Origin of the sequence: Streptomyces albus subsp. albus (assembly GCF_000725885.1) — a bacterium.
In the GTDB taxonomy this organism is placed as follows: domain Bacteria; phylum Actinomycetota; class Actinomycetes; order Streptomycetales; family Streptomycetaceae; genus Streptomyces; species Streptomyces albus.
Genome location: NZ_JODR01000019.1, coordinates 52,466 through 77,336, shown reverse-complemented (window position 1 = coordinate 77,336; position 24,871 = coordinate 52,466). Strand labels below are relative to the sequence as shown.

General features: G+C 73.2%; 25 protein-coding genes and 1 pseudogene. 9 read left to right on the top strand and 17 right to left on the bottom strand.

What is annotated here, in order from left to right; translation table 11 throughout:
- Positions 1-172 precede the first annotated feature (172 nt).
- The gene (locus IO40_RS0122645; protein ID WP_016472322.1) at positions 173-1,489 is read left to right on the top strand and encodes an MDR family MFS transporter; all 1,317 of its coding nucleotides are present in this window, start codon (positions 173-175) and stop codon (positions 1,487-1,489) included.
- 177 nt (positions 1,490-1,666) lie between these two features.
- On the opposite strand, the gene IO40_RS0122635 is transcribed toward IO40_RS0122645, so the two are convergent.
- From IO40_RS0122635 to IO40_RS39845, 4 genes and pseudogenes are all read right to left on the bottom strand, one after another.
- Positions 1,667-1,864, bottom strand: a complete 198-nt coding sequence (locus IO40_RS0122635) for a DUF397 domain-containing protein (RefSeq protein ID WP_016472321.1) — start codon at positions 1,862-1,864, stop codon at positions 1,667-1,669.
- A 472-nt stretch (positions 1,865-2,336) separates the two neighbouring features.
- On the bottom strand, positions 2,337-2,552 hold the full coding sequence (locus IO40_RS0122630) for a DUF397 domain-containing protein (protein ID WP_016472320.1): 216 nt from the start codon (positions 2,550-2,552) through the stop codon (positions 2,337-2,339).
- Between the two features lie 82 nt (positions 2,553-2,634).
- Positions 2,635-2,823 (bottom strand): DUF397 domain-containing protein, encoded by a 189-nt coding sequence (locus IO40_RS0122625; RefSeq protein ID WP_016472319.1) that lies wholly within the window; start codon positions 2,821-2,823, stop codon positions 2,635-2,637.
- Positions 2,810-2,977 (bottom strand): annotated as a pseudogene (locus tag IO40_RS39845) (Scr1 family TA system antitoxin-like transcriptional regulator); the annotation flags it as partial. The pseudogene IO40_RS39845 and the gene IO40_RS0122625, both read right to left, overlap by 14 nt.
- Before the next feature lie 515 nt (positions 2,978-3,492).
- Between IO40_RS39845 and IO40_RS0122620 the strand changes: the two are divergent.
- The 3 genes from IO40_RS0122620 to IO40_RS0122610 all read left to right on the top strand — a co-directional run bounded on the left by IO40_RS0122620 (position 3,493) and on the right by IO40_RS0122610 (position 5,625).
- Positions 3,493-4,722 carry a helix-turn-helix domain-containing protein gene (locus tag IO40_RS0122620; protein ID WP_031176024.1) on the top strand — a complete coding sequence of 410 codons (1,230 nt, stop codon included), beginning with the start codon at positions 3,493-3,495 and terminating at the stop codon, positions 4,720-4,722.
- Between the two features lie 283 nt (positions 4,723-5,005).
- Positions 5,006-5,221, top strand: coding sequence for a hypothetical protein (locus IO40_RS38945; RefSeq protein ID WP_033229456.1), 216 nt, complete (start codon positions 5,006-5,008; stop codon positions 5,219-5,221).
- The gene (locus IO40_RS0122610) at positions 5,218-5,625 is read left to right on the top strand and encodes a hypothetical protein (RefSeq protein WP_016472316.1); all 408 of its coding nucleotides are present in this window, start codon (positions 5,218-5,220) and stop codon (positions 5,623-5,625) included. The genes IO40_RS38945 and IO40_RS0122610 overlap by 4 nt, the downstream gene beginning before the upstream one ends.
- Before the next feature lie 290 nt (positions 5,626-5,915).
- Here the strand turns inward: IO40_RS0122610 and IO40_RS0122605 are convergent, their stop codons facing one another.
- Positions 5,916-6,392 (bottom strand): hypothetical protein, encoded by a 477-nt coding sequence (locus tag IO40_RS0122605; RefSeq protein ID WP_031176023.1) that lies wholly within the window; start codon positions 6,390-6,392, stop codon positions 5,916-5,918.
- Between the two features lie 375 nt (positions 6,393-6,767).
- Here IO40_RS0122605 and IO40_RS0122600 point away from each other — a divergent pair, with 375 nt between their 5' ends.
- The 3 genes from IO40_RS0122600 to IO40_RS0122590 are packed head-to-tail and all read left to right on the top strand — an operon-like array spanning position 6,768 to position 7,884.
- Positions 6,768-7,247, top strand: coding sequence for a phage holin family protein (locus IO40_RS0122600; RefSeq protein ID WP_016472314.1), 480 nt, complete (start codon positions 6,768-6,770; stop codon positions 7,245-7,247).
- The gene (locus IO40_RS0122595; RefSeq protein WP_016472313.1) at positions 7,244-7,618 is read left to right on the top strand and encodes a DUF3618 domain-containing protein; all 375 of its coding nucleotides are present in this window, start codon (positions 7,244-7,246) and stop codon (positions 7,616-7,618) included. Before IO40_RS0122600 ends, IO40_RS0122595 begins: the two co-directional genes overlap by 4 nt.
- Positions 7,618-7,884, top strand: coding sequence for a DUF4235 domain-containing protein (locus tag IO40_RS0122590; protein ID WP_016472312.1), 267 nt, complete (start codon positions 7,618-7,620; stop codon positions 7,882-7,884). The genes IO40_RS0122595 and IO40_RS0122590 overlap by 1 nt, the downstream gene beginning before the upstream one ends.
- A gap of 310 nt (positions 7,885-8,194) precedes the next feature.
- Here IO40_RS0122590 and IO40_RS0122585 read toward each other — a convergent pair whose 3' ends face one another.
- From IO40_RS0122585 to mshA, 3 genes are all read right to left on the bottom strand, one after another.
- On the bottom strand, positions 8,195-8,767 hold the full coding sequence (locus tag IO40_RS0122585; protein WP_016472311.1) for a dihydrofolate reductase family protein: 573 nt from the start codon (positions 8,765-8,767) through the stop codon (positions 8,195-8,197).
- A gap of 192 nt (positions 8,768-8,959) precedes the next feature.
- On the bottom strand, positions 8,960-9,475 hold the full coding sequence (locus tag IO40_RS0122580; RefSeq protein ID WP_016472310.1) for a type III secretion system chaperone family protein: 516 nt from the start codon (positions 9,473-9,475) through the stop codon (positions 8,960-8,962).
- Positions 9,468-10,850: a D-inositol-3-phosphate glycosyltransferase gene (mshA, locus tag IO40_RS0122575; protein WP_016472309.1), complete on the bottom strand. Its 1,383-nt coding sequence runs from the start codon at positions 10,848-10,850 to the stop codon at positions 9,468-9,470. The genes IO40_RS0122580 and mshA overlap by 8 nt, the downstream gene beginning before the upstream one ends.
- A gap of 279 nt (positions 10,851-11,129) precedes the next feature.
- Between mshA and IO40_RS0122570 the strand changes: the two genes are divergently transcribed.
- Positions 11,130-11,894, top strand: coding sequence for an SAM-dependent methyltransferase (locus IO40_RS0122570; protein WP_079042496.1), 765 nt, complete (start codon positions 11,130-11,132; stop codon positions 11,892-11,894).
- A 127-nt stretch (positions 11,895-12,021) separates the two neighbouring features.
- On the opposite strand, the gene IO40_RS0122565 is transcribed toward IO40_RS0122570, so the two are convergent.
- The 9 genes from IO40_RS0122565 to IO40_RS0122525 all read right to left on the bottom strand — a co-directional run bounded on the left by IO40_RS0122565 (position 12,022) and on the right by IO40_RS0122525 (position 23,467).
- On the bottom strand, positions 12,022-13,137 hold the full coding sequence (locus IO40_RS0122565; RefSeq protein WP_016472307.1) for a CHAD domain-containing protein: 1,116 nt from the start codon (positions 13,135-13,137) through the stop codon (positions 12,022-12,024).
- Between the two features lie 105 nt (positions 13,138-13,242).
- Positions 13,243-15,486, bottom strand: coding sequence for an RNA degradosome polyphosphate kinase (locus IO40_RS0122560; RefSeq protein ID WP_031176020.1), 2,244 nt, complete (start codon positions 15,484-15,486; stop codon positions 13,243-13,245).
- A gap of 226 nt (positions 15,487-15,712) precedes the next feature.
- Positions 15,713-16,126 carry a VOC family protein gene (locus IO40_RS0122555; protein ID WP_016472305.1) on the bottom strand — a complete coding sequence of 138 codons (414 nt, stop codon included), beginning with the start codon at positions 16,124-16,126 and terminating at the stop codon, positions 15,713-15,715.
- A 598-nt stretch (positions 16,127-16,724) separates the two neighbouring features.
- Positions 16,725-17,624: a mycothiol synthase gene (gene mshD, locus IO40_RS0122550; protein WP_016472304.1), complete on the bottom strand. Its 900-nt coding sequence runs from the start codon at positions 17,622-17,624 to the stop codon at positions 16,725-16,727.
- Between the two features lie 55 nt (positions 17,625-17,679).
- Complete coding sequence (locus tag IO40_RS0122545; protein WP_016472303.1) at positions 17,680-19,182, bottom strand: HAMP domain-containing sensor histidine kinase; 1,503 nt, start codon at positions 19,180-19,182, stop codon at positions 17,680-17,682.
- Positions 19,179-19,922 (bottom strand): response regulator transcription factor, encoded by a 744-nt coding sequence (locus tag IO40_RS0122540; RefSeq protein ID WP_030407959.1) that lies wholly within the window; start codon positions 19,920-19,922, stop codon positions 19,179-19,181. Before IO40_RS0122540 ends, IO40_RS0122545 begins: the two co-directional genes overlap by 4 nt.
- A gap of 140 nt (positions 19,923-20,062) precedes the next feature.
- Complete coding sequence (locus tag IO40_RS39485) at positions 20,063-21,286, bottom strand: S1C family serine protease (protein WP_031176018.1); 1,224 nt, start codon at positions 21,284-21,286, stop codon at positions 20,063-20,065.
- 186 nt (positions 21,287-21,472) lie between these two features.
- On the bottom strand, positions 21,473-22,522 hold the full coding sequence (locus tag IO40_RS0122530; protein WP_031176017.1) for a LacI family DNA-binding transcriptional regulator: 1,050 nt from the start codon (positions 22,520-22,522) through the stop codon (positions 21,473-21,475).
- 162 nt (positions 22,523-22,684) lie between these two features.
- The gene (locus IO40_RS0122525) at positions 22,685-23,467 is read right to left on the bottom strand and encodes a response regulator transcription factor (RefSeq protein ID WP_016472299.1); all 783 of its coding nucleotides are present in this window, start codon (positions 23,465-23,467) and stop codon (positions 22,685-22,687) included.
- A 328-nt stretch (positions 23,468-23,795) separates the two neighbouring features.
- Between IO40_RS0122525 and IO40_RS0122520 the strand changes: the two genes are divergently transcribed.
- Complete coding sequence (locus tag IO40_RS0122520) at positions 23,796-24,863, top strand: alpha/beta hydrolase family protein (RefSeq protein WP_016472298.1); 1,068 nt, start codon at positions 23,796-23,798, stop codon at positions 24,861-24,863.
- Positions 24,864-24,871: the final 8 nt, after the last annotated feature.

Here is a 24,871-nt window from a genome sequence, read left to right as displayed (position 1 = left end):
CGCCCAGTACCGGGCGATTGACGGCGGCCGTCAATCCAGTGGCGACCCGCGGTGGTCGTCGTTACTTTCAGCGGGCGGCGCACCACACAGGGGGCGGGTTCCCGCAGGGCGAACGCCTACAGGCACGAACGCCCGCAGGGCACGAATCCGCAGGGCATGAAGAGGAGCGGTCATGGACAGGGGTGGGGTCTTCGGCAGGGCGGGACAGGCCGTCAGGGAGAGCGTCGGCGGACTGCCCCGCCAGTTCTGGTGGCTGTGGACGAGCACCCTCGTCAACCGGCTCGGCGCGTTCGTGGCCACCTTCCTCGCCCTCTACCTGACGGCCGAGCGCGGCTTCTCCGCCTCGTACGCGGGACTCGTCGGCGCCCTCTACGGCCTGGGCGGGGTCGTCTCGTCGATCGGCGCTGGCGTCCTCACCGACCGGCTCGGCCGCCGCCCCACCATGCTGACCGCCCAGGTGGCGACCGCCCTGTCCGTCGCGTCCCTCAGCCTCGTGACGCACCCGGTGGCCATCGCGGCGGTGGCCTTCGCCGTGGGCATGGCGTCCAACGCGTCCCGCCCCGCCGTGCAGGCGATGATCGCCGACATCGTCCGCCCCGAGGACAGGGTGAGAGCCTTTTCCCTCAACTACTGGGCGATCAACCTCGGCTTCGCCGTCTCCTCCGCCGGCGCCGGCTTCATCGCCCGCTACAGCTACCACCTGCTCTTCTTCGGCGAGGCGGTGATGCTGCTGGCCACGGCGGTGGTGGTCTTCCTCCGACTCCCGGAGTCCCGCCCGGCCGCCGGGAGCGACGACACCCCCGGCGCCGCTCCTGCCACCGGCGCCTCCCCCGCCGCCGTCTCCCTGTGGACGGTCCTGCGCGACAAGCGCTTCATGGTCGTCGTCGGCCTCAATCTGCTGCTGGCCTCCGTCATCCAGCAGGCATTCGTCTCCCTGCCCGTCGCCATGGGCGAACAGGGGCTCGGCAGCGCCGACTTCGGTACCGTCATAGCGGTCAACGGCGTGCTGATCGTCCTGCTCCAGATCCCGCTGTCCCGCTTCATCGAACACCGGTCCCCCGCCGCGCTGCTGATCGTCTCGGCACTGCTGACGGGCTACGGGTTCGGGATGAACGCCTTCGCCGCGTCCGCCGCGTTCTACACGGTCGCCGTCATCGTGTGGACCCTCGGCGAGATGATCAACGCCCCCACCCAGATGTCTCTCGTGGTGCGCCTCTCCCCCACCCACGGCCGAGGCCGCTACCAGGGCGTCTACTCCCTCTCCTGGGCCCTCGCCTCCCTCGGCGCACCTCTGGCCGGCGGCACCGTCATCGACCACTTCGGCGCCGCCGCACTGTGGGCCGCCTGCGCCGCCGTCGGCACCCTCGCCGCCGCGGGCTACGCCCTCCTCCTCCGCACCATGCGGACCGACGAGCCCCTGCCGGCCCCTTCCGCTTCGCGGGACGCTGCGGGGGACAAGCGGGAAGAGCGCGCGGAAATGACGGGGTGAGGGCTGGGGTCGTACTGCTGGAACAGCGCGCCCGTTGGCGCCTGCTGGGCACCGCGACCGTGGTCGCCGTCACGGGCCTGCTGGCAGCGCTGGTCCAGTTCGCACGGTGAAGAGCCCCCCGCCCCGGCAGCGCGCCGGGGCGGGGGGCTCCTGTCGTTGATCTACCGGTTCGTTGGTCTACCGGTCCAGCCGGCCGTCGGCGACCGCACCCAGAAACGCCCGCATCGCGGCAGCCCCTACCGTGACCACCGGGCCGCCCTGCTGCTTGCTGTCCCGCACACCGACCGTCGACCGGCTGATGCGTAGCTCGACACACGCGCTGTTCGAGTTGCTGTAGCTGGACTTGCGCCATGCGAGCTTTTCAGCGCTGCACATAGTCTTCCGCCACCTCCGAGATGAGGCACCGTGATGCATCCTGATCGAGTGATCGTTTCCGGATGTCGGGGAACGCCGCGTCGTAGCGAGCAGAGATCCTCGGGTTTGGCCGGGTACAGGCTGCGGTGAAGCCATCCGCGTAGACCGTCGGCAGCTCGGTCTCATACCGCCCCCTGCGGGGAATCGCAGGATTCCGAACCGCCCGGCCATGACGCCACGATGCAACCCAGCGCTGAACGGGACAACCCCGACGAAGACGAGGAGGGCAAGCGGGAAGAGCGCGCGGAACTGACGGGGCGCAGGCAGGGGCCGTACCTCTTGAACCGCGCGCCCGTTGCCGCCTGCTGGGTACCGCAGCTGTGGTCGCGGTCGCGGGCCTGCTGGTGCCGCTGGTCCAGTTCGCACAGTGAATAGCCACCCGCCCTGGCAGCGCGCCAAGGCGGCGGCTCTTCCGTCCATTCGAGGGCGAGCGTTATCCGGCGAACTTGCCCGACTTGACGGCCGTCACCAGGCCGACGAACTGATCACGGGTGAGCAGCAGGGCGGGCCCCGTCGGCTTCTTGCTGTCTCGCACCGCTACCCGCTCAGGGGCGACGACGGCGCACTCGACACAGTCCGACTGTGCCGCGGACGCCGACGACTTCCACCACGACAGGGGGAGCGTCGACGCGTCTTCGAAGCGGTTCATTCCGCCTTTTCCCTTACCTCTGTGATGCGTTGTGGAAAGCACGGGTGCCGGGGGCGAGGACGCTCTGTCGGGACGGCCGTGCTCAGGCGTCGTCGGACAGGGCCACGACGAACACCGACCAGCTCGCCGCCGGGAACACCAGCTCGGGGCTGTCGGTACGCTTGCTGTCGCGCGCCGCGACGCCTTCGGGAAGATCCGCCACCTCGACGCATGCACTCTGGCCGTTGCTGTAGCTGGACTTGCGCCACGCGAGTTTTTCAGTGCTGCACATAGTCTTCCGCCACCTCCGTGATGAGGCGCCGTGCTGCATCCTCATCGAGTGATCGTTTCCGGACGTCGGTGAACACCGCGCCGTAGCGCGCGACATCCTCGGGCTTACCCGGGTACAGGCATCCGGTGAAGCCGTCCGCGTAAACCGTCGGCGGCTCGGTCTCGTGCCGCCCCGTGCGGGGGAATCACAGGATTCCGAACCGTCCGGCCATGACGCCACGATGCAGCCCCGTGCTGGACGTGACAACCCGGAGGCACGTACGACGTGTGCCCAAGCTGTGCCCCCACGACCTCATGCCCCGACCGGGCGGCGCCGTACCGCCGCCTCATTGAGAACGACGCGCCGCCTGATCTCCCCGGGCTCCGCAAACGTCAGACAACACCGGTGATCACCAGCCTGGACAATCCCGATGAAGACGAGGAGGACGAGCGGGAGGAGCCCACGCGGGTGGCTGCGTGAGGGCGGGCTGAGGCGGGTGCGCGCCCACCGTGCGCCCCGTCAGGGGGGGGGCTGGGGTGGGCACCAACTGGGGCAGGCGGGCGCCCGATCGAGGGGCGCGTCCACAGCGGAGGGAGCGTATACCGAGGACGCCGGCGGTGTTCGACGCACTCCACAGTCCCAGCACCCCATGGGTACCGTTCGTAAGGAAGCCCAATGGATGGAGCCGTGATGTTGGAAGAAGCCGAAGAGATCGGCCGCCGCGTACGCCGCGCACGGCTCCGCCTCGGTATGACGCAAACAGATCTCGCCGCCGCTCTCAACAAAACGCAAGGGTGGGTCTCGAAAGTTGAGCGCGGACGTATCGAACTCGACCGCGTCGGCGTGCTCAACCTGCTCGCGTCCGAGCTGCACGTACACCCGAACGATCTGATCGGCCGCCCGTACAACAGCTCGCCCACCGAAAATCAATGGCAAGTCGCCGCCGCCGCTATTCTCCGAGAGCTGCGCCGATATGATCTCGCGCCGGTATTCGACGGCACGCCACGCTCGTCACGGCAGCTCTGGCAGGAGACGACGCGGCTGCACCGTCTGCGTGATGCCGCTGCAAACGTAGCGATCCTCGAAGTCCTGCCCGATCTCTTCCGGGAAGCACGCGCACTGGCCGAGGCCAGCACTGGTTACGAGCGCGAGGAGGCATTCGCTGTATACGCCGTGTGCTGCAAGTTCGCCCATACGGCAGCCCATGCCCTCGGCCACCCTGAGCTGATCGCCATGTCGTGCGAGCGGGCGAGCTGGGCCGCACAGCTCTCCGGCGATCCCCTTCTGCCTGCGGTCGCGGACTGGCTGCGGGTGTGGGACATGTGGGCCACAGCCGACTGGTCCGACTCCCTGTCACTGACCGACAAGGCTCTCGCCAGCGTGCAGCAGGCTCACGACGAAGGCGATCAACTCGCCATCCGCGTGTGGGGCTCTCTTCACCTGCGTGCCGCCGTCTCCGCGGCAAGGGCAGGTCGACGCGCGGAAGCGGGAGATCGCATCACTCACGCGAGGGCCGCCGCCGAACGGCTTTCGGGCTACGTCGGACCGCCGGTCCATGACCGCCATTCGCTGACGTTCTCCGCAGGCAATGTGCAGATCCACGCCATCGGCGTGGCTCTGGAGATGGGTGAGCAGCGAACGGCCCTCGCGATAAACGCGCGCACCAGCCCGTCTCTGATCGACCCGCTGCCCAACAGTCGCAAGGGCCACCACCATATGGATTTGGCGCGCGCGTGGCTGTGGGACGGCAACCGGGACAGGGCGTTGAGAGAGCTGGAGACCGCTGAACGGCTCGCCCCGCAACTGATCCGGAATCATCCGCTCGCCCGGTCAACTTTGCGTAGCATCGTCTACGCCGAACGAGCGAACACCCGTGAAAAGCTGCGGCGCATGTCCGATCGCTTTCATCTCGATGGATAACGGTCGTATTCCGCTGATTCATAATGGGCCGCCGCCGTCGTCCTAGCTTCGCGACATGGCCGAACGGACCTCGAAACACCAGCAGGCCGCGCACAGCGGCCGGTTGCCCGCACGCACCCCGTTCCATCCCAGGCTCGGCGACCTCGCATCCGACCTCGCACGCGGAGGCCGAGTCGGGGTGGTCGTCGAGCTGCCGGGCACAGCGTCGGCGTCCTACCACCTACGCCCTCCAGGGGGTGGTCCCGACTGGCGCGCACGGTCTGACGGCAGCACGTTGCGCCCGGTGCCCATCCCGATCACCCACGTCACGCCGTCAGGCCGGGATGTCATGTACGACCACCGAGCCCAGCAAGCGGGGCTTTCGGTGACCGTCCACCACGAGGACGGCGGCACCACCGAGTGGCTGCTCGTCCTCACGCCCGGCCAGGTAGAGCTGTACCGCATCCAGCTCGAGCAGCTGATCGAACAGCGGCAGAAGGCCCAGGAGGGTATGCCGTGACTTCTGTCGCCTTCCGGTGCGAAGCAGTCGCCAGTGACCTCCGCGGCTCCCGCGAGGTCGTGCTCGGCGCCTACTGCGGCCGGTCTCCGCGCCTGGCCGCCCGGTGGCTCAACGCCAGGGCCCGGAAGCTCGCCCACCTGCTCGACCCCGCCCCGGAGTCAGCGCACCTGCGTGACGCGCCGCTCGTCGCCGTCCAGCACGCCCCCTGCCCGCAGGCCGAGCTGCGCGCGTGGGCGGAGAGCCACAGAGCGTACGAACAGGTCATGGCCGCCCTCGCCCAGGGTCGTCCCTTCTTGCTCACCGTGCGGGACTACGACGCCGAGTACGCGCTGCGCGTCCACCCCACGCCGGGCCGCCGACCGTCACAAGTACCCGCAGCCCGGCAGCGCCCCGCGTTTCGGTAGTCCTGGCGCCGCCCCCGCTCCGGCACCACCGGGGCCGGGGCGGCTTCGCCGTCGGCGGCACCGTCAGGCGTCGGGGAGGCCGGAGATGAATGCCGCCCAGCTGGTCGCGCGGAACGCTAGGGCCGGGCCGTCGTCCAATACGGGAACCGTAGACGGACGAACGGGCCCGTCAACGTGCCGCGGTGCAGGACGGCCGAGAAATGGCACTCCTCGACGACTCCCCAGCCTCGCCCCTATGCAAGTGGCGTTCCGCGCTCTCATGAAGACATCGGGCTCCGGGTAACTGCCCCTCAGTCCCTGGTGGCTCCGGCCGGCCAGATGAGCGTCACCGGTACGCCGACCCGCTCCGCGTGGGCGACCACGTCCGCTGTGCCGCCGTAGCCGCGGGCGGGCCGGCCGTCCCACACCGCGAGCAGGTGGTCCGAGAGGCCGACGAGGATTTCACTCCCCGCCATGTGCGCCTGCTCGGTGGACTCGACGAGACCCGTCACGTGCACGTCGGTCGCACTGTTCCGCAACCGGTCGTACGTCTCGTGGTGGCCGACAGGCAGCCCCTCGCGGTAGCGCTCGGCCGGGATCACCACCTCCAGCCGGCCACCGTGATCGAGCACGGCCTCCGCGAACCACGCGTCGGGGCCGTCGGCCAGACACGAGACGCCGGTCAGTTCCGTACTCGGGTACTGGCGGACGCGCTCTTCCAGCGCAGCCCGCACGAGCCGTTCCGTCGGCCCGGGCAACCCCCGGTGCCCCGTGATCCCCACCCGCATGCGCCTCCTCCTCCCCGGCCGGCTGCCATCAAGCCTGATGCCCCCGGCCCGCGACAAGTGGCACGCCGCGATCGCGTGAGGTCCCACGCGTGGCAGTCCCGTCCCAGAAGCGGGCGTGTGCGCAGGTCACAGCGGCGGCGGCGGGGTGACAGGGGGTAGTCGGGGCGGGGAGTCGCATAGGTGGCCGAGGGTCGGGTACGCCGGGGGGGGCGGTGACCGACATCAAGGACAACCGGAACATCCAGGGCTCCTGTACGGACAACGCGAACAGAGCCGGCAAGGGCGAGCCCCCAGCCCTGCCCGTGCGGTCACCGGCGGCCCGGCACAGGGCCGCCCCGCTCGCACCGGCTGAGCAGCGAAAGGCAGATGTGCATCATGACCACGACCCATGAGGCACCGCCCCGCAAGGACGCCGCACCCCGCCCCGACGCCGTCTCCCCGGACGGCGCCCCGCACCACCGGCACCGGCCCTCCGACGAATCGGTGGGCCACCTGGTGCAGCAGGCATCGGGGCAGATCACCCAGCTCGTGCGGCAGGAACTGCGCCTGGCGCAGGCCGAGATGCAGCAGAAGGGCAAGCGGTTCGGCCTCGGCGGCGGCATGTTCGGCGGCGCCGGAGTGTTCGGCTTCGTCGCCCTCCAGGCGCTCGCGGCCACGGCCATCGTGGTGCTCGACCTGGTGCTGCCGCTGTGGCTGGCCGCCCTGGTGGTGACCGGCCTGCTGGCCGTGGTGGCGGGCCTGCTCGCCGTCGTCGGCAAGAAGGAGATCAGCAAGGCCACACCTGCGGCGCCACAACGCACGGTCGAGAGCGTGAAGGCCGACGTGGCCGAGGTGAAGGAGAGGGCTCACCGATGACGGACCATGCCAAGAGCCACACTTCCACGCCGGGCCCGGAGGAGTTGCGGGCCCAGGTGGAGGAGACACGCCGGGAACTCGGCGAGACGGTCGAGGCGCTGGCGGCGCGGGCCGACGTCAAGACGCAGGCCCGGAACAAGGCCACCCGGCTCAAGAAGGAGGCGCGGGCCAAGGCCGCCGCCGCCAAGGAGCAGGTGTCCGGGTCCGCCCACACCGTGAGCGAGAAGGTGCAGGAGCGGACGCCCGAGCAGGCGCAGGCCAAGGCCAAGCACGCGGCGGAGACGACGCGCGGCAATCCGGCGGTGCCCGTCGCCGCGGGGGCTGCCGTGCTCGCGCTGATCCTCCTCGCCCGGCGCCGGAGGAGGCACTGATGAACACGGTCAAGCTCGCCTACAAGCCGGTGGGCATGCTGCTGGGCGCCGCCAGCGGCATGCTGGCCGGGGCGGCCTTCAAGCAGATCTGGAAGGCCACCGGTCACGACGAGGAGGCGCCGGGTGCCACCGACCCCGAACGGGGCTGGCAGGAGGTCCTGTTGGCGGCCACGTTGCAGGGGGCGCTGTTCGCCGTCGTCAAGGCGGCCGTGGACCGTACCGGTGCCACCACCGTGCACCGGCTCACCGGTACCTGGCCGAGCTGAGGCCCGGTACGTACGCGCCGCGGCGCCGACGGTCCCGACGACCGTCGGCGCCCCGGTCGTTCCGGCCCGGCCGGCTCGCGGAACACCCCTGTGGCCCCGCCCCGGCCGGATCACGGAACGCCCTGCGTGGTCCCGTCCCGCACGTCCCGGGACCGCTCACGGGATGCCCCGCGCTTCCGTCCCGGCCCGCTCGCGGCACCCCTGGTCTGTGGTCCCTGCTCCGTGGTCCCTGGTCCCGCCGGCCCGCCCGGTCCGCCCTCCCCGAAACAGGGCGGAGGAGCCGGGCGGGACCCCGCGCGGCGGGCGCCGCTCAGTGGACGACGTCGAAGACGTTCTTCTGGATGCCGTTGGCGTAGACCGCGTGCTCCACCAGCTTCAGCTTCTGGGTGTCCTTGTCCGTGCTGCTGAACAGCCGCTTGCCCGCGCCGAGCAGGAGCGGGAAGACCAGCAGGTGGTAGCGGTCGATGAGGCCGGCGTCCGAGAGGGAGCGGTTCAGGGAGGCGCTGCCGTGGATGATGACCGGCCCGCCCTCGGTTCTCTTCAGCGCGGCGACCTCGTCGAGGGAGCGCAGGATCGTCGTCTCGCCCCAGTTCGTCACCAGGTCGTCCTCGGTGAGGGTGGTGGAGACGACGTACTTCGGCATCGCGTTGTAGCCGGCGAACTCGTCCATCGCGGGCCACACCTGGGCGAATCCCACGTAGCTGTCCCGGCCCAGCAGCATCGCGGTGGCTTCCTCCTGCTCGCGGCCCTTGATCTCGTACGCCTCCAGCAGGAATTCGACGTCTTTCATCGTCCAGTCGGAGTTGCGGTAGGCGGGCTCTCCGGCCGGGCCCTCGACGACGCCGTCGAGCGATATGAAGGCGGTGCTGATCAGAGTGCGCATCGGGAACTCCTCGGTGGCTTGGTGCCGGTTCTCGCCGGGTGCGGCCGGTGCGGTCCGCCACCGCCACGCGGGGTGCGGCGCACCGGTCATGAGATCCGACCACCGGGCGTCGGAAAACTCATCGCCCGTGTCGGATTTCTTTCAACGGGCCCGGCGCCGCAGGCTCTTGAGGAGCAGAGCGCGGGATGCGTGTCAGTCGCCGGACGGGCGGCCCTCCGTCAGGTGGCGGAAGGCGTCCAGGTTGCGGGTGGACTCGCCGCGGGAGGTGCGCCACGCGTACTCCTTGCGGATGGCCGAGGCGAAACCCATCTCCAGCAGGGTGTTGAAGGAACCGTCGGCGTTCTCCAGGACGCTGCCCAGCAGCCGGTCGACCTCCTGCGGGGTGACGGCGGCCAGCGGGAGGCGGCCCGCCAGGTAGATGTCGCCGTGCTGGTCGACGGCGTAGGCGACGCCGTACAGCTTGGTGTTGCGCTCCAGCAGCCAGCGGTGGACGGCCGCGTGGTTCTCGTCGGGGTTGCGCACCACGAACGCGTTGACGGACAGCGAGTGGGCGCCCACGACCAGCGAGCAGGTCGTCTTCAGCTTGCGGGTGCCGGGCAGGGTGACGACGTAGGTGCCCTCGGACGGGCTCTCCCACTCCAGCCCGGCGTCGCTGAGCGTCTCCTCGATCGCGGCCCGCGCCGCGGCGGCGGTTTCGGCGTCACGCATGCGGTGATCGTAGGCGACGGCGCCGCTCCTGCACCGCGGCGGCGTACACGTCGGCGGTGGCCTCCGCCGCCGCGCCCCAGCCGAAGCCCTGCGCGTGCCGGGCCGCCGCCGCGCCGAGCCGCCCGGCCAGCCCGGGGTCGTCCACGAAGCGGCGCAGGGCACGGGCGTAGTCGGCGGGGTCGTGCCCGGCGACGAGATAGCCGGTGGTGCCGTCCCGCACGACGATGGGCAGCCCGCCCACCGAGGCGGCCACCACCGGGGTGCCGCACGCCTGCGCCTCGGCGGCGACCAGCCCGAAGGACTCGCTGTGCGAGGGCATCACCAGCACGGACGCGGCCCGGTACCAGTCGGCTAGCTGTTCCTGGCCGACCGGCGGGCGGAAGAGCACCAGATCGGCGATGCCGAGCCGGGCGGCCAGTTTCTGCAGGCCCTCCGGTTTGGCCAGGCCGCTGCCGCTGGGCCCGCCGACGACGGGGACCACCAGGCGGCCCCGCAGCGAGGGGTCCTCGTCCACGAGGTGCGCGGCGGCGCGCAGCAGCACGTCCGGGGCCTTCAGCGGCTGTATGCGGCCGGCGAACAGCGGGATGACCGCGTCCTGCGGCAGCCCGAGCCGGTCACGGGCGGCGGCGCGGCCGTCCGCGGGGCGGAAGCGGTCGAGGTTGACGCCGGGGTGGACGACGGCGGTGCGTTCGGCGGGGGCGTCGTAGTGGTGGGCCAGTTCGCCCGCCTCCTCGACGGTGTTGGCGATGAGGCGGTCCGCGGCCCGCACGATCTGTGTCTCGCCGATGACGCGGGCGGCCGGCTCGGGGGTGTCGCCCGCGGCCAGCGCCGCGTTCTTGACCTTGGCCATGGTGTGCATGGCGTGCACCAGCGGGACGCCCCAGCGCTGCGCGGCCAGCCAGCCGACGTGCCCCGAGAGCCAGTAGTGGGAGTGCACCAGGTCGTAGTAGCCGGGCCGGTGGCCGGCCCACACCTGCATCACACCGTGGGTGAAGGCGCACAGCTGGGCGGGCAGCTCCTCCTTGGACAGCCCCTCGTAGGGCCCGGCGTCGATGTGCCGGACCAGCACACCGGGCGCCAGCTCGACGGTGGGGTCGAGGGCGCCGGTGGTGGCACGGGTGAAGATCTCCACCTCGGTGCCCTGCGCCGCCAGCTGCCGGGCCAGCTCGACGATGTAGACGTTCATGCCGCCCGCGTCCCCCGTGCCCGGCTGGTGCAGCGGCGAGGTGTGGACGCTGAGCATGGCCACGCGGCGGACCTTGCGGGTGCCGGGCAGGCGCAGCAGCGGGGTCCTGGGCTGGTGGGTGCGCACCGGGTGCCCGGCCGCGGACCGTCCGCCGCGCCGCTGGCCGAGCAGGGACACGTACTGGCTCACGGTGGCGATGCCTCCTGAGGGTCGGGCGGTACGGGCGGAGCTGCACGGTTCTCGGGTGCGGAGGAGCGCGGGTATCGCGGGCCCTCGACGGGAAACACCGGAAAGGTTGCCTCCTCTTCCCACTTTGCCCAATCGTGACAATGCGGGGAGGAACAGCCGCCGGGCGGGCCGTCCGGCTCCGCCTCGTATCCTCGTGACGTGCCCCCGCCCCGCCCCGTACCGTCCCGCCCCGTCGGCACGGTCACCCGGGGTACGACGAACCCGAACCGGCTGCGGCGGATGGACCGCTGGATCGCCGCCGCGCACGGCCCCGCGCTGCGCCGCGCCCTGCCCCGCCCGGTCGCCGTCGACCTGGGGTACGGCGCCGCACCGTGGACGGCCGTCGAGCTGCTCCAGCGGCTGCGGAAGGTACGCGGCGACGTCCGTGTCCTCGGCGTGGAGATCGACCCGGAGCGGGTGGCCGCGGCACAGCCGTACGCCCGCGAGGGCCTGTCCTTCGTACGGGGCGGCTTCGAGGTGCCCGTACCGGGCGCGTCCGGTGGCGGGCCGCGGGGCCTCCTCCTGATCCGGGCCGCGAACGTGCTGCGCCAGTACCCGGAGGCGGAGGTCCTCCCCGTCTGGGAGCGGCTGCGCTCCGCACTGGCACCGGACGGGCTGCTGGTGGAGGGCACCTGCGACGAGATCGGCCGCCGCCACGTGTGGGTGGCGCTCGGCCCCGAAGGCCCCCGCACCGTCACCTTCGCCGCCCGGCTCTCCGCACTGGCCACCCCGTCCGACCTGGCCGAACGGCTGCCGAAGGCGCTCATCCACCGCAATGTGCCGGGTGAGCCGGTGCACGCGTTCCTGCGCGACTTCGACCGCGCCTGGGCCACGGCCGCGCCCTACGGCGCGCTCAGCGCCCGCCAGCGCTGGATCCGCACCGTACGATCGCTGGCCGCCGACTGGCCGCTCGCCGACGGCCCCCGCCGCTGGCGCCAGGGCGAGGTCACCGTCCCCTGGCCGGCCCTCGCCCCCCACACCGGCCCGACAGCCACCCGCGCCTGAACGGGGCCTGTTCTCCGCGGGCGTCCCCGTTCCCCTGTCCCCGCCATGTGGGACGTCGGCCGCGGCCGGTGCCGCTCTGGTGCTGCTGCGGCCCGCGACGAGGGTGGAGGAGTTGCGGGCCGGCTGATCAGCAGCCGGTGGCGCCCTGCGGGGTGCTCGTCCAGTGGCGGCCGAAGGCGAACCGGGCGGCCTCCACCTCGTGCCGCTGGTCGGCGTGGAGGACGCCGAGGGCGTAGGCGGTGGCCGGGGCGATACGCGGGGTGGCCGCCGCCGAGGCCGCGGCTGCCGCCGCTGCCGCCGCCGCCCGGTGCCGCTCCAGCGCGTCGCCCGCCGGGCGCAGCCGCGGGTCGGGCTCGGCGAGCGGGCCCAGTACCTCCTGCGCGTACCGGTGCAGCCGCAGCAGGACCCGAACCTGGTCCCAGGCGGCGTCCTGCCGCACCTCGGTGGCCAGCGAACGGGACAGCCCGTCCGCGTTGTACGGCGCGCCCGCCCGCGACAGCGGCAGCGCGGCGACGGCCTCCACCAGTTGTCGGCCCGTCCGTTCGGCCAGCGGGCCGAGGACCGCGGACGCCGGCCCGTCGGCCTCCGCGGGGCGCAGCGGCGCCTCCGAGGCCAGCACCGCCACCGCGTCGGCCACGGCGTGGAACCGGGCCGAGCCCAGGGCGCGCAGCGCCGCCGAGTGGGCCCGGGTCCGCGCCAGCGTCAGTTGCCGGTCCAGCAGCGCACCGGCCCGGGCGGCACCCGCGGGGAGGCCGCCCCGCTCGCGCGGTCCGGAGGCGGCCCGGGAGGCGACGGCACCGGTCGGAGCCGCCGGGTGTGCGGCCGGGCGGCCGGGCGCCTCGGGGCCGGAGGTTCCGCCGCTGGCCAGCCGGTGCAGGGCGGACAGCAGCCGCTCCAGCCGCGCCGCGTACGCGTACTCACGGGCCAGCGTGCCGGCGAGCCAGCTCAGTTCGGTGCGCAGTTCGTCGGCCCAGCGCGCGTCGAGCAGCGGCCGGTAGGTGAACAGGGCGCCGTTCATGCGGCGTGCGGCGGCCCGCAGGACGTCCACGGACGCCGCCGTCCCGCCCCGGCCCGTACCGTCCTGCCCGCCGGTGCCCGCGCCCTGCGCGTGGGCGCGCAGTCCGCGCAGGAACTCCGCCGCCCGCTGGTGCAGATAACCGCTCAGCACCTCGGCCGCGCTTCCCGTCGCCGTATCCGTCCCGGGGCCGGGCTCCACGACCACGTCCCGGCTCTGTCCGGCCATCACGTCCCCTTCCGCGCACTGCCCGCGCTGTCCCCGCCTCGCCCGCGCCGCCGAGCAGGCCCGGCTTCCCGGGCCCGGCACTGCCCGGCGCGTGCCTTCCACACCTCACGTCGCCGCCGTCGGGCCCCGTTTGCGGCGCCGGCCCTCGATGAGCATCTCCTGCACATTGGGCAGCGGCTGTCCGGCGGTCTCGCCGTCCGTCACGTACGCGTGCCGCGTCCACTCGCCGTCCGGGCCCAGGTGCCAGGAGGCGGTGCCGTCCGACATGCCCAGCTCCAGCAGCCGGTCGAGCGAGGCCCGGTGCGTGGGGTCGGTGACCCGCACCAGTGCCTCGATGCGCCGGTCCAGGTTGCGGTGCATCATGTCGGCGCTGCCCAGCCACACCTCCGGCTCGCCGCCGGCCCCGAAGCAGAACACCCGCGAGTGTTCCAGGAAGCGGCCCAGCACGCTGCGCACCCGGATGTTGTCGCTCAGTCCGGGCACCCCGGGCCGCAGGGCGCAGATGCCGCGCACCCACACGTCCACGGGAACGCCCGCCATGGAGGCCCGGTAGAGGGCGTCGCACACCGTCTCGTCCACGATCGAGTTGACCTTCATCCGGACGTACGCCGGGCGGCCTGCCCGGTGGTGGGCGATCTCCTGCCGGATGCGGGAGACGAGTCCGTCCCGCAGCGAGGTGGGTGCCACCAGCAGCCGCCGGTAGGTCTCCCGCCGCGAGTAGCCCGAGAGCCGGTTGAAGAGGTCCGACAGGTCGGCGCCCACCTGCGGGTCCGCCGTCAGCAGCCCCAGGTCCTCGTACCGGCGCGCGGTCTTCGGGTGGTAGTTGCCGGTGCCCACGTGTGCGTAGCGGCGCAGTGTCTCGCCCTCCTGCCGCACCACCAGCGACAGTTTGCAGTGGGTCTTGAGCCCGACCAGTCCGTAGACGACGTGGCAGCCGGCCTCCTCCAGCTTCCGCGCCCACTTGATGTTGGCCTGTTCGTCGAACCGCGCCTTGATCTCCACCAGGACCAGCACCTGTTTGCCGGACTCGGCCGCGTCGATCAGGGCGTCCACGATGGGCGAGTCACCGGAGGTGCGGTACAGCGTCTGTTTGATCGCCAGCACGTCCGGGTCGGCCGCCGCCTGTTCCAGGAACGCCTGCACGGAGGTGGAGAACGAGTCGTAGGGGTGGTGCAGCAGCACGTCGCGTTCGCGCAGCGCAGCGAAGATGTCGGGCGCCGAGGCGGATTCGACCTCCGCCAGGTCGCGGTGGGTGCCGGCCACGAACTTGGGGTACTTCAGCTCCGGCCTCTCCAGCGCCGCGGCGATCCCCGACAGCCCCGTCAGGTCCAGCGGGCCGGGCAGCGGATAGACCTCCGCCTCCGTCACCTTCAGCTCCCGCACCAGCAGGTCCAGCACGTACGGGTCGATGGACTCCTCGACCTCCAGCCGCACCGGGGGACCGAACCGGCGCCGCATCAGCTCCTTCTCCAGCGCCTGGAGCAGGTTCTCCGCGTCGTCCTCCTCGACCTCCAGGTCCTCGTTCCTGGTCACCCGGAACATGTGGTGCGCCAGCACCTCCATGCCGGGGAACAGCTCCTCCAGATGCGCGGCGATCACGTCCTCCAGCGGGACGTACCGGTACGGAGAGGCTTCGAGGAAACGCGGCAGCAGCGGCGGCACCTTCACCCGTGCGAAGTGGTTGTGGCCGCTCACCGGGTTGCGCACCACCACCGCGAGGTTGAGGGAGAGCCCGGAGATGTAGGGGAAGGGGTGCGCCGGGTCGACGGCCAGCGGGGTGAGCACCGGGTAGATCTGCTGCCTGAACAGCGTGAAGAGCCGGGCCTGTTCCTTGTCCGTCAGCGCGGACCAGCGCAGCAGGTGGAGCCCTTCCTCGGCCAGTGCCGGGGCGACGTCCTGCTGGTAGCAGGCCGCGTGCCGGGCCATCAGCTCCCGCGAACGGTTCCAGATGCCCTCCAGCACCTCCCGCGGCTGGAGCCCGGAGGCGCTGCGGGTGGCCACGCCGGTCGCTATCCGCCGCTTGAGGCCGGCCACCCGCACCATGAAGAACTCGTCCAGGTTCCCCGCGAAGATCGCCAGGAAGTTCGCCCGTTCGAGCAACGGGGTGGCCGGGTCCTCCGCGAGTTCGAGCACCCGCTCGTTGAAGGCGAGCCAACTGCGTTCCCGGTCCAGGAACCGGTCGGCCGGCAGATCGGCGGCCGACTCGGCGGGGTGGCCGCGGCCGTCCTCGTACAGATCGACGTCGGAATCGATGTCCGGCTCCAGGCCCAGGTCGGGGCCCGCACCGGGAACGTTGCTGGGACGGTGGGCCGCGATCGAGCCGACCGGAGGTTGCGGCTGCTGGGTCATACCGTCATTGTCGATGCTCTCTGCGAGGGAGGACCGGGGCATTTCGTGAGCCTCGCAAGAGAGTTTGAATCCGTGGTTACGTCCGCGTGGCGGGACGGGGTGCCGCGAGTGTCCTGCGGCACCGCCCTCCGGGGTGCGCCGCCGGGCTGGCGGTACGTCGCCGGCCCGGCCCGTTACGCCCGCGCGTCCCCCGCCGGGCCCGCCGGTACGTCGCCGGCCCGGCCCGCTATGCCCGCGCGTCCCCCGTCTGCCCGCGCGGGACCAGCCACTCCTGGAACTCGATCAGGTTTCCTTCCGGGTCCGCCAGGTAGGCGACCCGCATCCGCTCCCCCATGGGGGCCGGGTCGCGGGTGAACTCCGCCCCGCGCGCGGTCAGCTCGGCGTGGGTGGCCTCCAGGTCGTCCACCCGCAGCACCACCAGGGCGCGGTGTCCCTGCGGCTGCGCCCTCAACTGCTCCAGCACGCCCGCCATCTGTGCCCGGTCCTGCAACGCGACCGCGGCGTTTCCGGTGTCGGGGCTGAACTTGGCGTACGGGCCGGTCTCGGCCTCGAACTGGGGCGTGAGCCCGAGCACGTCCCGGTAGAAGCGGTACACGGCGGGGAAGTCGGACACCAGCAGACGCGTCTGAGTGATTTCCATGCGGCATTCTCTTCCCGGGCGCCGAGGCCCAGGAGTCCGGGGCCCGGGAGTCCGGGCCCCCGGCTCCCGGCCCCGGGCCCCGACCTTCGGGCTCCGACTTTCGGGCTGCCGGCGCCGGGCCCCGGGTTTCGGGCACCGGACGCCGGGCCCCGGGTTCCTGGCACCGGTCTCCAAGTTCCAGCTCCGGGCCCGGCCCAGGAACCGGACCCGGCCGCACGGCTGCCGTTGCCGACCGCGGACGCCGCCACGCGCCCCGGGCCGGGAGGCCGACTGCCGTTGCGGCCTGCGGACGCCGCCCCGGGCCGGCGGGCCCGCAGGCCGGCGGACCCGCAGGCCGGCGGACCCGCAGGCCGGCGGAACGGCGGAACGGCGGAACGGCGGGACGGCGAGACGGCGAGACGGCGAGACGGCGAGACGGCGAGACGGCGAGACGGCGAGACGGCGAGACGGCGAGACGGCGGGACGGCGGGACGGCGGGACGGCGGGACGGCGGGATGGCGGGACGGCGACCGGCTCGCAGCCGGCCGCGCGCCCCGCCGGGAAGGGAGCGGGCCCCCTGACCGGCGCTCCGGTGCGCCGGAACCCGCGGCAGGCGCTCTCAGGTCTCGGTGCGGTACATCAGGTCGGTCTCGTACGTGCTGAAGCCGAGGTGCTCGTAGACGCGCACGGCGGCGGCGTTGTCCGCGTCCACGTAGAGCATCGCGGTCGGCATCTCCCGATCCCGCGCCAGATGCCGCAGCCCGATGGTGGTGAGGGCCTTGCCCAGGCCCCCGCCCTGCTCGCCGGGGGCGACACCGAGCACGTACACCTCGCCGAGCCCTTCGGCGGCGTGGACCTTGGTCCAGTGGAAGCCGACGAGCCGGCCGTCCCGCTCGGCGAGGAAGAAGCCCGCCGGATCGAACCAGTCGGCCGCCTTGCGGTCGTCGAGGTCCCGCTGGGTGAGTCCGCCCTGCTCGGGGTGGTGGGCGAAGGCGGCGGCGTTGAGTTCCAGCCACGCCGCGTCGTCCTCGCCGGGCCGGAACGTGCGGACGGTCACACCGGGCGGCAGCACCGGTTCGGGCTGGTCCCAGCCGGCGAGCGGCCTGCGCATCTGCCGCAGCTCGCGGAAGAGGGTGAGGCCCAGGCTCTGGGCGAGGTGCCGCGCGGCGGGGTGCCCGCCGTGCGCCCACACCCGCAGCCGCCGCCCCGACCGGTCGAGCAGTACCTGTCCCAGCCGCCTGCCGTGGCCCCGGCCGCGGTGGTCGGGCGCGACGACGAGCTCGGCCGCGGGGGCCTCCACGGGGTCGGTGTCCTCCAGCTGCGCGTAGCCGGCGAGGGTTCCGTCCCCGGCACGCAGCAGCAGGTGCCGCACCCCTTCGCGGGGGCCGCCGCCCAGATGGAGTCTGCCTTGTTCGGAGACGGCGGGCTGGCCGTCCTGCCGGGCTGCTTCCTCGATCAGCTTGTGGACCGCGGGTACGACGTCGGCGGGTACCTCGGCCACGACTTCCACGTCACTCATGGCCCCGACCCTACGGCGGCCGGCGCCCGCGGGGCCGGTCCGCGACCGCGCGGGCTCACGTGTGGGGTGCGGCGGGGGGCGGTGTGGGGGCGCCGGGCAGCCGCACCTCGGCCTCGGTTCCCGGGCCGCCGTCCGCCGGGCGGCGCAGCATGACCTGGCCGCCGCACTGCCGCACGGTGCGGGCCACGATGGACAGCCCGAGGCCGGAACCGGGCAGGCTGCGGGCGGAGGGGGAGCGCCAGAAGCGGTCGAAGACGTGGGGGACTTCGTGCTCGGGCACGCCCGGCCCCTCGTCCCGCACGGTCAGCACCCCGTCGTGCAGGGCGGTGTGCACGGTGCCGCCCTCGGGGCTGAACTTGACGGCGTTGTCGAGCAGATTGACCACCGACCGTTCCAGGGCCGCCGCCTCGCCCCGCACGTACCAGGGGTCGAGTGCGCTGGTGAGGCTGAGTCCCGGGCCGCGCGGGCGGACGCGTTCGAGGGCGTGCTCGACGATCTCGTGCAGCGCGACGATGCCGGTGCGCGCCGGGTCACCGGAAACGCCCTGCCCGGCGTCGCCGGGTGCGTCGTGCGGGCGGGAGAGCTCCTGGAGGTCGCCGATGAGGTCGGCGAGTTCGGTCATCTGTGCCTGGACGGAGGCCATCAGCTCCCTGCGGTCCTCCTCGGGGAGTGCCCGTCCGGTCTCCTCGCTGCGTACCAGCAGATCGATGTTGGTGCGCAGCGAGGTGAGGGGGGTGCGCAGTTCGTGGCCGGCGTCGGCGATGAGCTGCTGCTGGAGGGCGCGCGAGGAGGCGAGGGCCTCGGTCATGGCGTTGAACGAGCGGGAGAGCCGGGCGATCTCGTCGTCGCCCTCGGCGGGGATGCGGACGGCCAGGTCCTCGGTGCGGGCGATGTGTTCGACGGCCTCGGTGAGCCGGTCCACGGGCCGCAGTCCGGCGCGGGCCAGTGCGACGCCCGCACCGGCCGCGCCGAGCACCCCGGCCCCGCCGACCAGGGTGAGGACCAGGGCGAGGTTGCCCAGCGAGTCGCGCAGCTCCGTCATGGGCCGGGCGAGGGAGACGGCGAGCCCGGTGCCGGGCACCTGCGTGGTGCGCACCCGGTACTCGGTGCCGTCGCCGGCCCGCGCGGTGTGCAGGGCCTGGGCGCGGCTGCGCTCGGCGACGTGGACGTCGGCCGGCGTCACGTCCAGCTTGCTGCCGACGATCACGCAGCTGCCGCCGTTGGGGTCCACGACCTGCACGGTGGCGCCGAACGGGTTGGGCGCGGGCTGGTCGGGCGGCGTGCACTGGCCCGAACGGACGCTGTCCACCACGGTGCTGGGCGTGACGGAGGTGGCCCGCAGCGAGTCGTCGAGGGAGTCGAGCAGCTGGGCCCGTACCAGGAACCAGCAGGCCGTGGCGCAGGCGGCGACCGCCAGCGCGACGGTGAGCGCGGCCAGCAGGGCGAGGCGCCCGCGCAGCGGCATCGAGACGGCACGCGCTCCTTCGCGGCGCAGCCGGTACCACCAGGTGCGGGGGGCGGCCGGGCCGGGCGCCGTCCCTGGGGTGTGCGGCGTCATGCCTCGTCCCGCAGGACGTAGCCGACGCCGCGCACCGTGTGCACCAGGCGGGGTTCGCCGCCGGCCTCGGTCTTGCGGCGCAGATACATCACGTACACGTCCAGCGAGTTGGAGGAGGGTTCGAAGTCGAAGCCCCAGACGGTCTTGAGGATCTGTTCCCGGGTGAGCACCTGGCGGGGGTGGGCGAGGAACATCTCCAGCAGCGTGTACTCGGTCCTGGTGAGTTCCACGGGCCGCCCGCCCCGGGTCACCTCGCGGGTGCGCAGGTCCATCCGCAGGTCGGCGAAGGCGAGGACCTCCGGCTCCTCCTCGGCCTCCGCGCGGGCCTGTTCGCGCGCGTAGGAGCTGCGCCGCAGCAGGGCGCGGACGCGGGCGAGGAGTTCGTCCAGCTCGAACGGTTTGACGAGGTAGTCGTCGGCGCCCGCGTCCAGGCCGCTGACGCGGTCGCCGACGGTGTCGCGGGCGGTGAGCATGAGGATCGGCAGGTGCTTGCCCGCGGCCCGCAGCCGGCGGGCGGCGGTCAGTCCGTCCATCCGGGGCATCAGCACGTCGAGGACGACGAGGTCGGGCCGGTGCCGTTCGACCGCCTCCAGCGCCTCGGCGCCGTCGGCGGCCAGCAGCGTGTCGTACCCCTCGAAGCTGAGACTGCGGCGCAGCGCGTCCCGTACGGCGGGCTCGTCGTCCACGACGAGGACGGTCGGTGCCTCGGCCGGGGCTGCGGCGGATGCGGTGTCGGGCATGTCCTCCAGCTTGGCACCCCCGGTCCCGGCCGGGCGCCCGTCCCCGCCCGTCGGGGCCGGTGCCGCACCGGGCGGGGGCGCAGAGGAAGGTGCGGGGGGTGCGGGGGAGCTTCGGAACGGGCGGCGCAGGGGTCTCGGGATCATGCCGTCCCGTCACGCAGGGCGTCGAGGTCCTTCTTGACGTCGTTGACGGGGATCGCGAAGCCGAGGCCGACGCTGCCGGCGTCCGACTGCGACGCCTGCCCCTGCCCGGAACCCGCCGGCAGGATCGCGGAGTTGATGCCGATGACCTGGCCGGACATGTTGAACAGCGGGCCGCCGGAGTTGCCCGGGTTGAGGGAGGCGTCCGTCTGGATCGCCTTGTAGGTGGTCGTCTCCCCCTGCACGCCCCCGTTGTACTGGCCGCCGTCGAACTCGAACGGCCACCCGCCGCCGAGCCCGCCCCCGCCCTGGTCCTGCTCCGGCTCCTGCCCGCCGTCCTCCTTGGGGACCTTCACCTCGCGGTTCTTGGCGGAGACGATGCCGCTGGTGACGGTGCCGGACAGGCCCTGCGGGGAGCCGATGGCCACCACCTGGTCGCCCACGCCGACCGCGTCGGAGTCGCCGAGCGCGGCGGGCCGCAGCCCGCTGACCCCTTCCGCCTTGAGGAGCGCGAGGTCCTTGTCGGCGTCGGTGCCCACGACACGGGCCCGCGCCGTCTTGCCGCCCTCGAAGGTGACCCGCACGGTGTCGGCGCCGGAGACGACGTGGTTGTTGGTGAGTATCTGGCCGTCCTTGGTGATGACCACGCCGGAGCCGGTGGACTGGCCCGAGCCGGTGTCGGCCTTGATCTCGACCACGCTGTCCTTGACGGCGTCCACCACCCCGGCCACCGTCCCGGAGGCGGAGGCGTTGGTGCCGCTCGCGGCCGGCGCGGAGGCACTGCTGCTGCCGTGGCCGCCCAGCAGGGCCTCCAGCCCGAACGCGGTGCCGCCCCCGACGACGGCGGCGGCCACGGCGGCGGCCGTCACCAGCGCGGCGGGCCCGCGCATCCGACGCCGCCGGCCCGGCGACCGCGACCCGTCGGGGAAGGCCGCGTACGGGGGCGTGGCGGGCGGCGGCGGCACGGCACCCTGCGGCGGCACGCCCGTCCCTTGCGGCGGCACGCCGCCGGCCTGCGGGGGAACGCCGGCGCCCTGCGGTGCCGGCGGGGGCACCTGGGGCTGGGGGCCGGTCCCGGGCTGGGGCTCGGTCCGGGGCTGGGACCCGATCCCGGACCGGGACTCGGTCCGGGGCTGCTGCGGGAGCCGCGAGGTCTGCGAGGGCTGCTCGGGGACCTGCTGGGCCTGCGGGATCTGCGGGGACTGCCTGTCGTAGCTCTCCATGCCCCTGAGCGTGCTCCCGCAAGATGAGAGCAGTCTGAGGGCGGGCTGAGGAATCCCCGAAAGTCGTGGCCGCCCGCACATGCGCGGGACCGCGATCCTGCGCGGGGCCATGGCCGCACGCGGGCCAGCGCGGCGCGGGACCGCAGCCATACGCAGGAGCAGCAGGCTTGCGCAGGAGCAGCAGGCTTACGCGGGCCCGCAGCCGCAGGAGCGGCGGATCACCAGGCCGGAGGGGAACTGGCGTACCCGCCCCTTGCCGCCGGGCACCCCCGCGGCACGGGTGCCGGGGATGCGGACGGTGTCGTCCAGCACCAGTTCGACGGCGGCCGTGGCCATCGCCTCGCGGTCGGAGCCGACCGTGGTCAGCGGCGGGTCGGTCAGCCCCGCCTCCTTCACGTCGTCGAAGCCGACGACGGCCAGCTCGCCCGGCACGTCGATGTCGAGTTCGCGGGCGGCGCGCAGGACGCCGATGGCCTGGTCGTCGGTGGCGCAGAACAGCGCGGTGGGCCGGTCGGGCCGCGCCAGCAGGCCGAGGGCGACCCGGTAGGTGTCGTACCTGTTGTACGGGGACTGGAAGAGCCGGCCCTCGGTGGACTTGCCGGCCTCCCGCATGGCGCGGGCCCAGCCCTCGATGTGGTCGGTGACGGGGTCGCCGTGCTTGGGGGTCTCCTCGACGCCGCCGAGGCAGGCCACGTACTCGTGACCGTGCTCCAGCAGGTGCCGGGTGGCGAGCTGGGCGCCGCCCACGTCGTCGAGGACCACGGCCACGTCGTCGATGGCCTCGGGCCGCCGGTGCATCAGTACGACGCGCGCGTCCCAGGCGTCGATCTCCGTGGCCGCGTGCTCGCTCAGACCGGCGCTGATGAGGATGAGTCCGGAGACGCGCATCCCCAGGAAGGCGCGCAGGTAGTGGACCTCGCGCTCGTCCAGGTAGTCGGAGTTGCCGACGAGCACCATCTTCCCGCGCTCGGCGGCCACGCGTTCGACCGCGTGGGCCATCTCCGCGAAGAACGGCTGGCGGGCGTCGGGGACGACCAGCCCTATCAGGTCCGTACGCCGGGAGGCCATCGCCTGAGCCACGCGGTCCGGGCGGTACCCCAGCTCCTTGATCGCGGCGAGCACCCGCTCCCGCGTGGCCGGGGCGACCGGCCGGGGACCGTTGTTGATCACATAGCTGACGACGGCCGTCGAGGTTCCCGCCATTCTCGCCACGTCGTCCCGCGTCACCTTGGCCACGGGCCAGAGTCTACGCGGGATGAGCGGCCTTCCGCCCCGGCGCGGCACCGGATCTCCGGCACCGCGCCGGGACCCTCGCCGCGCGCGGCCCGCACCGGGACGGGGGCCACGCGGGGCGGGGGCCTCACGGGGGCGAGGGGCCGCCGCGGGACGGCGGGGCCGTCAGTCGCCGCCCGTGGACGGACGCCGGCCGGACGGGGAGTTCGCCGCCGCCCGCGCCACGCGCTCGGCCTCGTCCGCGACGGACCCGCCCGGCTCGGCGGGCGCCTCCGTCTTCTCGGACGAGACGAAGCGGTACCCCACGTTGCGGACCGTCCCGATCAGGGCCTCGTGCTCGGGGCCCAGCTTGGCGCGCAGCCGCCGCACGTGGACGTCCACCGTGCGGGTCCCGCCGAAGTAGTCGTAGCCCCACACCTCCTGGAGCAGCTGGGCGCGTGTGAAGACCCGGCCCGGGTGCTGCGCCAGGAACTTGAGCAGCTCGAACTCCTTGAAGGTCAGATCCAGCACCCGGCCCTTGAGCTTGGCGCTGTAGGTGGCCTCGTCCACCGACAGATCGCCGTTGCGGATCTCCAGCGGGCTGTCGTCGGCGGCGATCTGCCGCCGCCCGGTGGCCAGCCGCAGCCGGGCCTCGACCTCGGCGGGGCCCGCCGTGTCGAGGAGGACGTCGTCCACGCCCCACTCCGCGGTGACGGCGGCGAGCCCGCCCTCCGTGACGATCAGCAGCAGGGGACAGCCCGGCCCGGTGGAGCGCAGCAGCTGGCACAGGGAGCGCACCTGCGGCAGATCACGCCGGCCGTCGACCAGGATCACATCGGCGGACGGGGCGTCCACCAGTGCCGGGCCCTCGGCGGGGGCGACCCGCACGTTGTGCAGCAGCAGGCCCAGGGCGGGCAGCACCTCCGAGGAGGGCTGAAGAGCGTTGGTGAGGAGAAGCAGCGAACTCATGCGCGGGCCCCCTCCCGCTGTACGAGGGGGTGGATCGGGGGCTGGGGCGGACGTGGATGGTGCGCTTTCGAACGGCCTCGGTTCCGGTCTCGGCTCTGCATTCGCTTGCCCATGACGTCGAAGTTCCCTCCTGGCGCCCTGCGCCCGGGCGCCACCCGGGCCGTCGCCCGGGGGAATGTGGCGGCACTGCTTCGTACGGCACTGCCCGAGGGCTGGGCCGCGGCCTCGGTCCCGGCCCGGCCCCCAGAAAGCACAAAAGGATCCGGGGGCGACGCTGCCCGGATCCTGCTTGCCCAGCAGAATACCCGCAGGAATGACGGAGCGGCATGTGACATCGCTCGCCCTCCTCGAACGGATCATGACGGAGCGTGACCACGTGGGCCAGGTACGGACGCGGCTGCGGACGGCGGACGGTGTCCGGATCGAGGCGGAACACCTCCCCCGTACGACGTCCGCCGCCCCCGCGCCCGACGCGGGGGTGATCGTGCTGGCGCACGGTTTCACCGGCTCGCTCGACCGGCCCGCGGTACGCCGCGCCGCGGGCGTCCTCGCGGCGCACGCGGCGGTCGTGACCTTCTCCTTCCGCGGTCACGGCCGCTCCGGCGGGCGTTCGACGGTCGGCGACCGCGAGGTGCTGGACCTGGCGGCGGCGGTGGCCTGGGCGCGTTCCCTCGGGTACCGCCGGGTGGCGACGGTCGGTTTCTCGATGGGCGGTTCGGTCGTCCTGCGGCACGGCGCCCTCTTCCGCGACGCGGCGGCCGGCCCCGCAGACGGTCACGCTCCGTCGAATGGCGAGCCAATGGTGCACGAGGGGCGCACGGTCGCGCGGCCGGTGGGCAGTCCCACGGCGGACGCCGCAGCGCACGCCGACGCAGTGGTGGCCGTGAGTGCGCCCGCGCGCTGGTACTACCGGGGCACCGCCCCCATGCGACGGCTGCACTGGGCCGTCCAGCACCCGGTGGGCCGGCTGGTCTCCCGGTACGGGCTGCGCACCCGCGTCCACCACCGCGACTGGGAACAGGTACCCCTCTCCCCCGTCGCCGCCGCTCCGCTGATCTCCCCGGTGCCGCTGCTGCTCGTCCACGGCGACCAGGACCCCTACTTCCCCCTGGACCACCCGCTCTCCCTCGCCGAAGCCGCCGACCCGGCCCGCACCACCCTGTGGCTGGTGCCCGGTTTCGGCCACGCCGAGAAGGCCGCCGCGCCGTCACTGCTGCACCGGATCGGCGACTGGGCGGCCACCTGGCTGCACGCGCCCGCCGCGAGGCCCCATCATGGGAGCCGCGACGGCACAGTCGCGGCGGACGGCACGGACGGCGCCACCCTCCCGGACAGTACGGACAGTTCGGGCGGCACGGTCGGCGCCGTCGGCAGCACCGACGGCACGGACGGCTGAGAGGGACC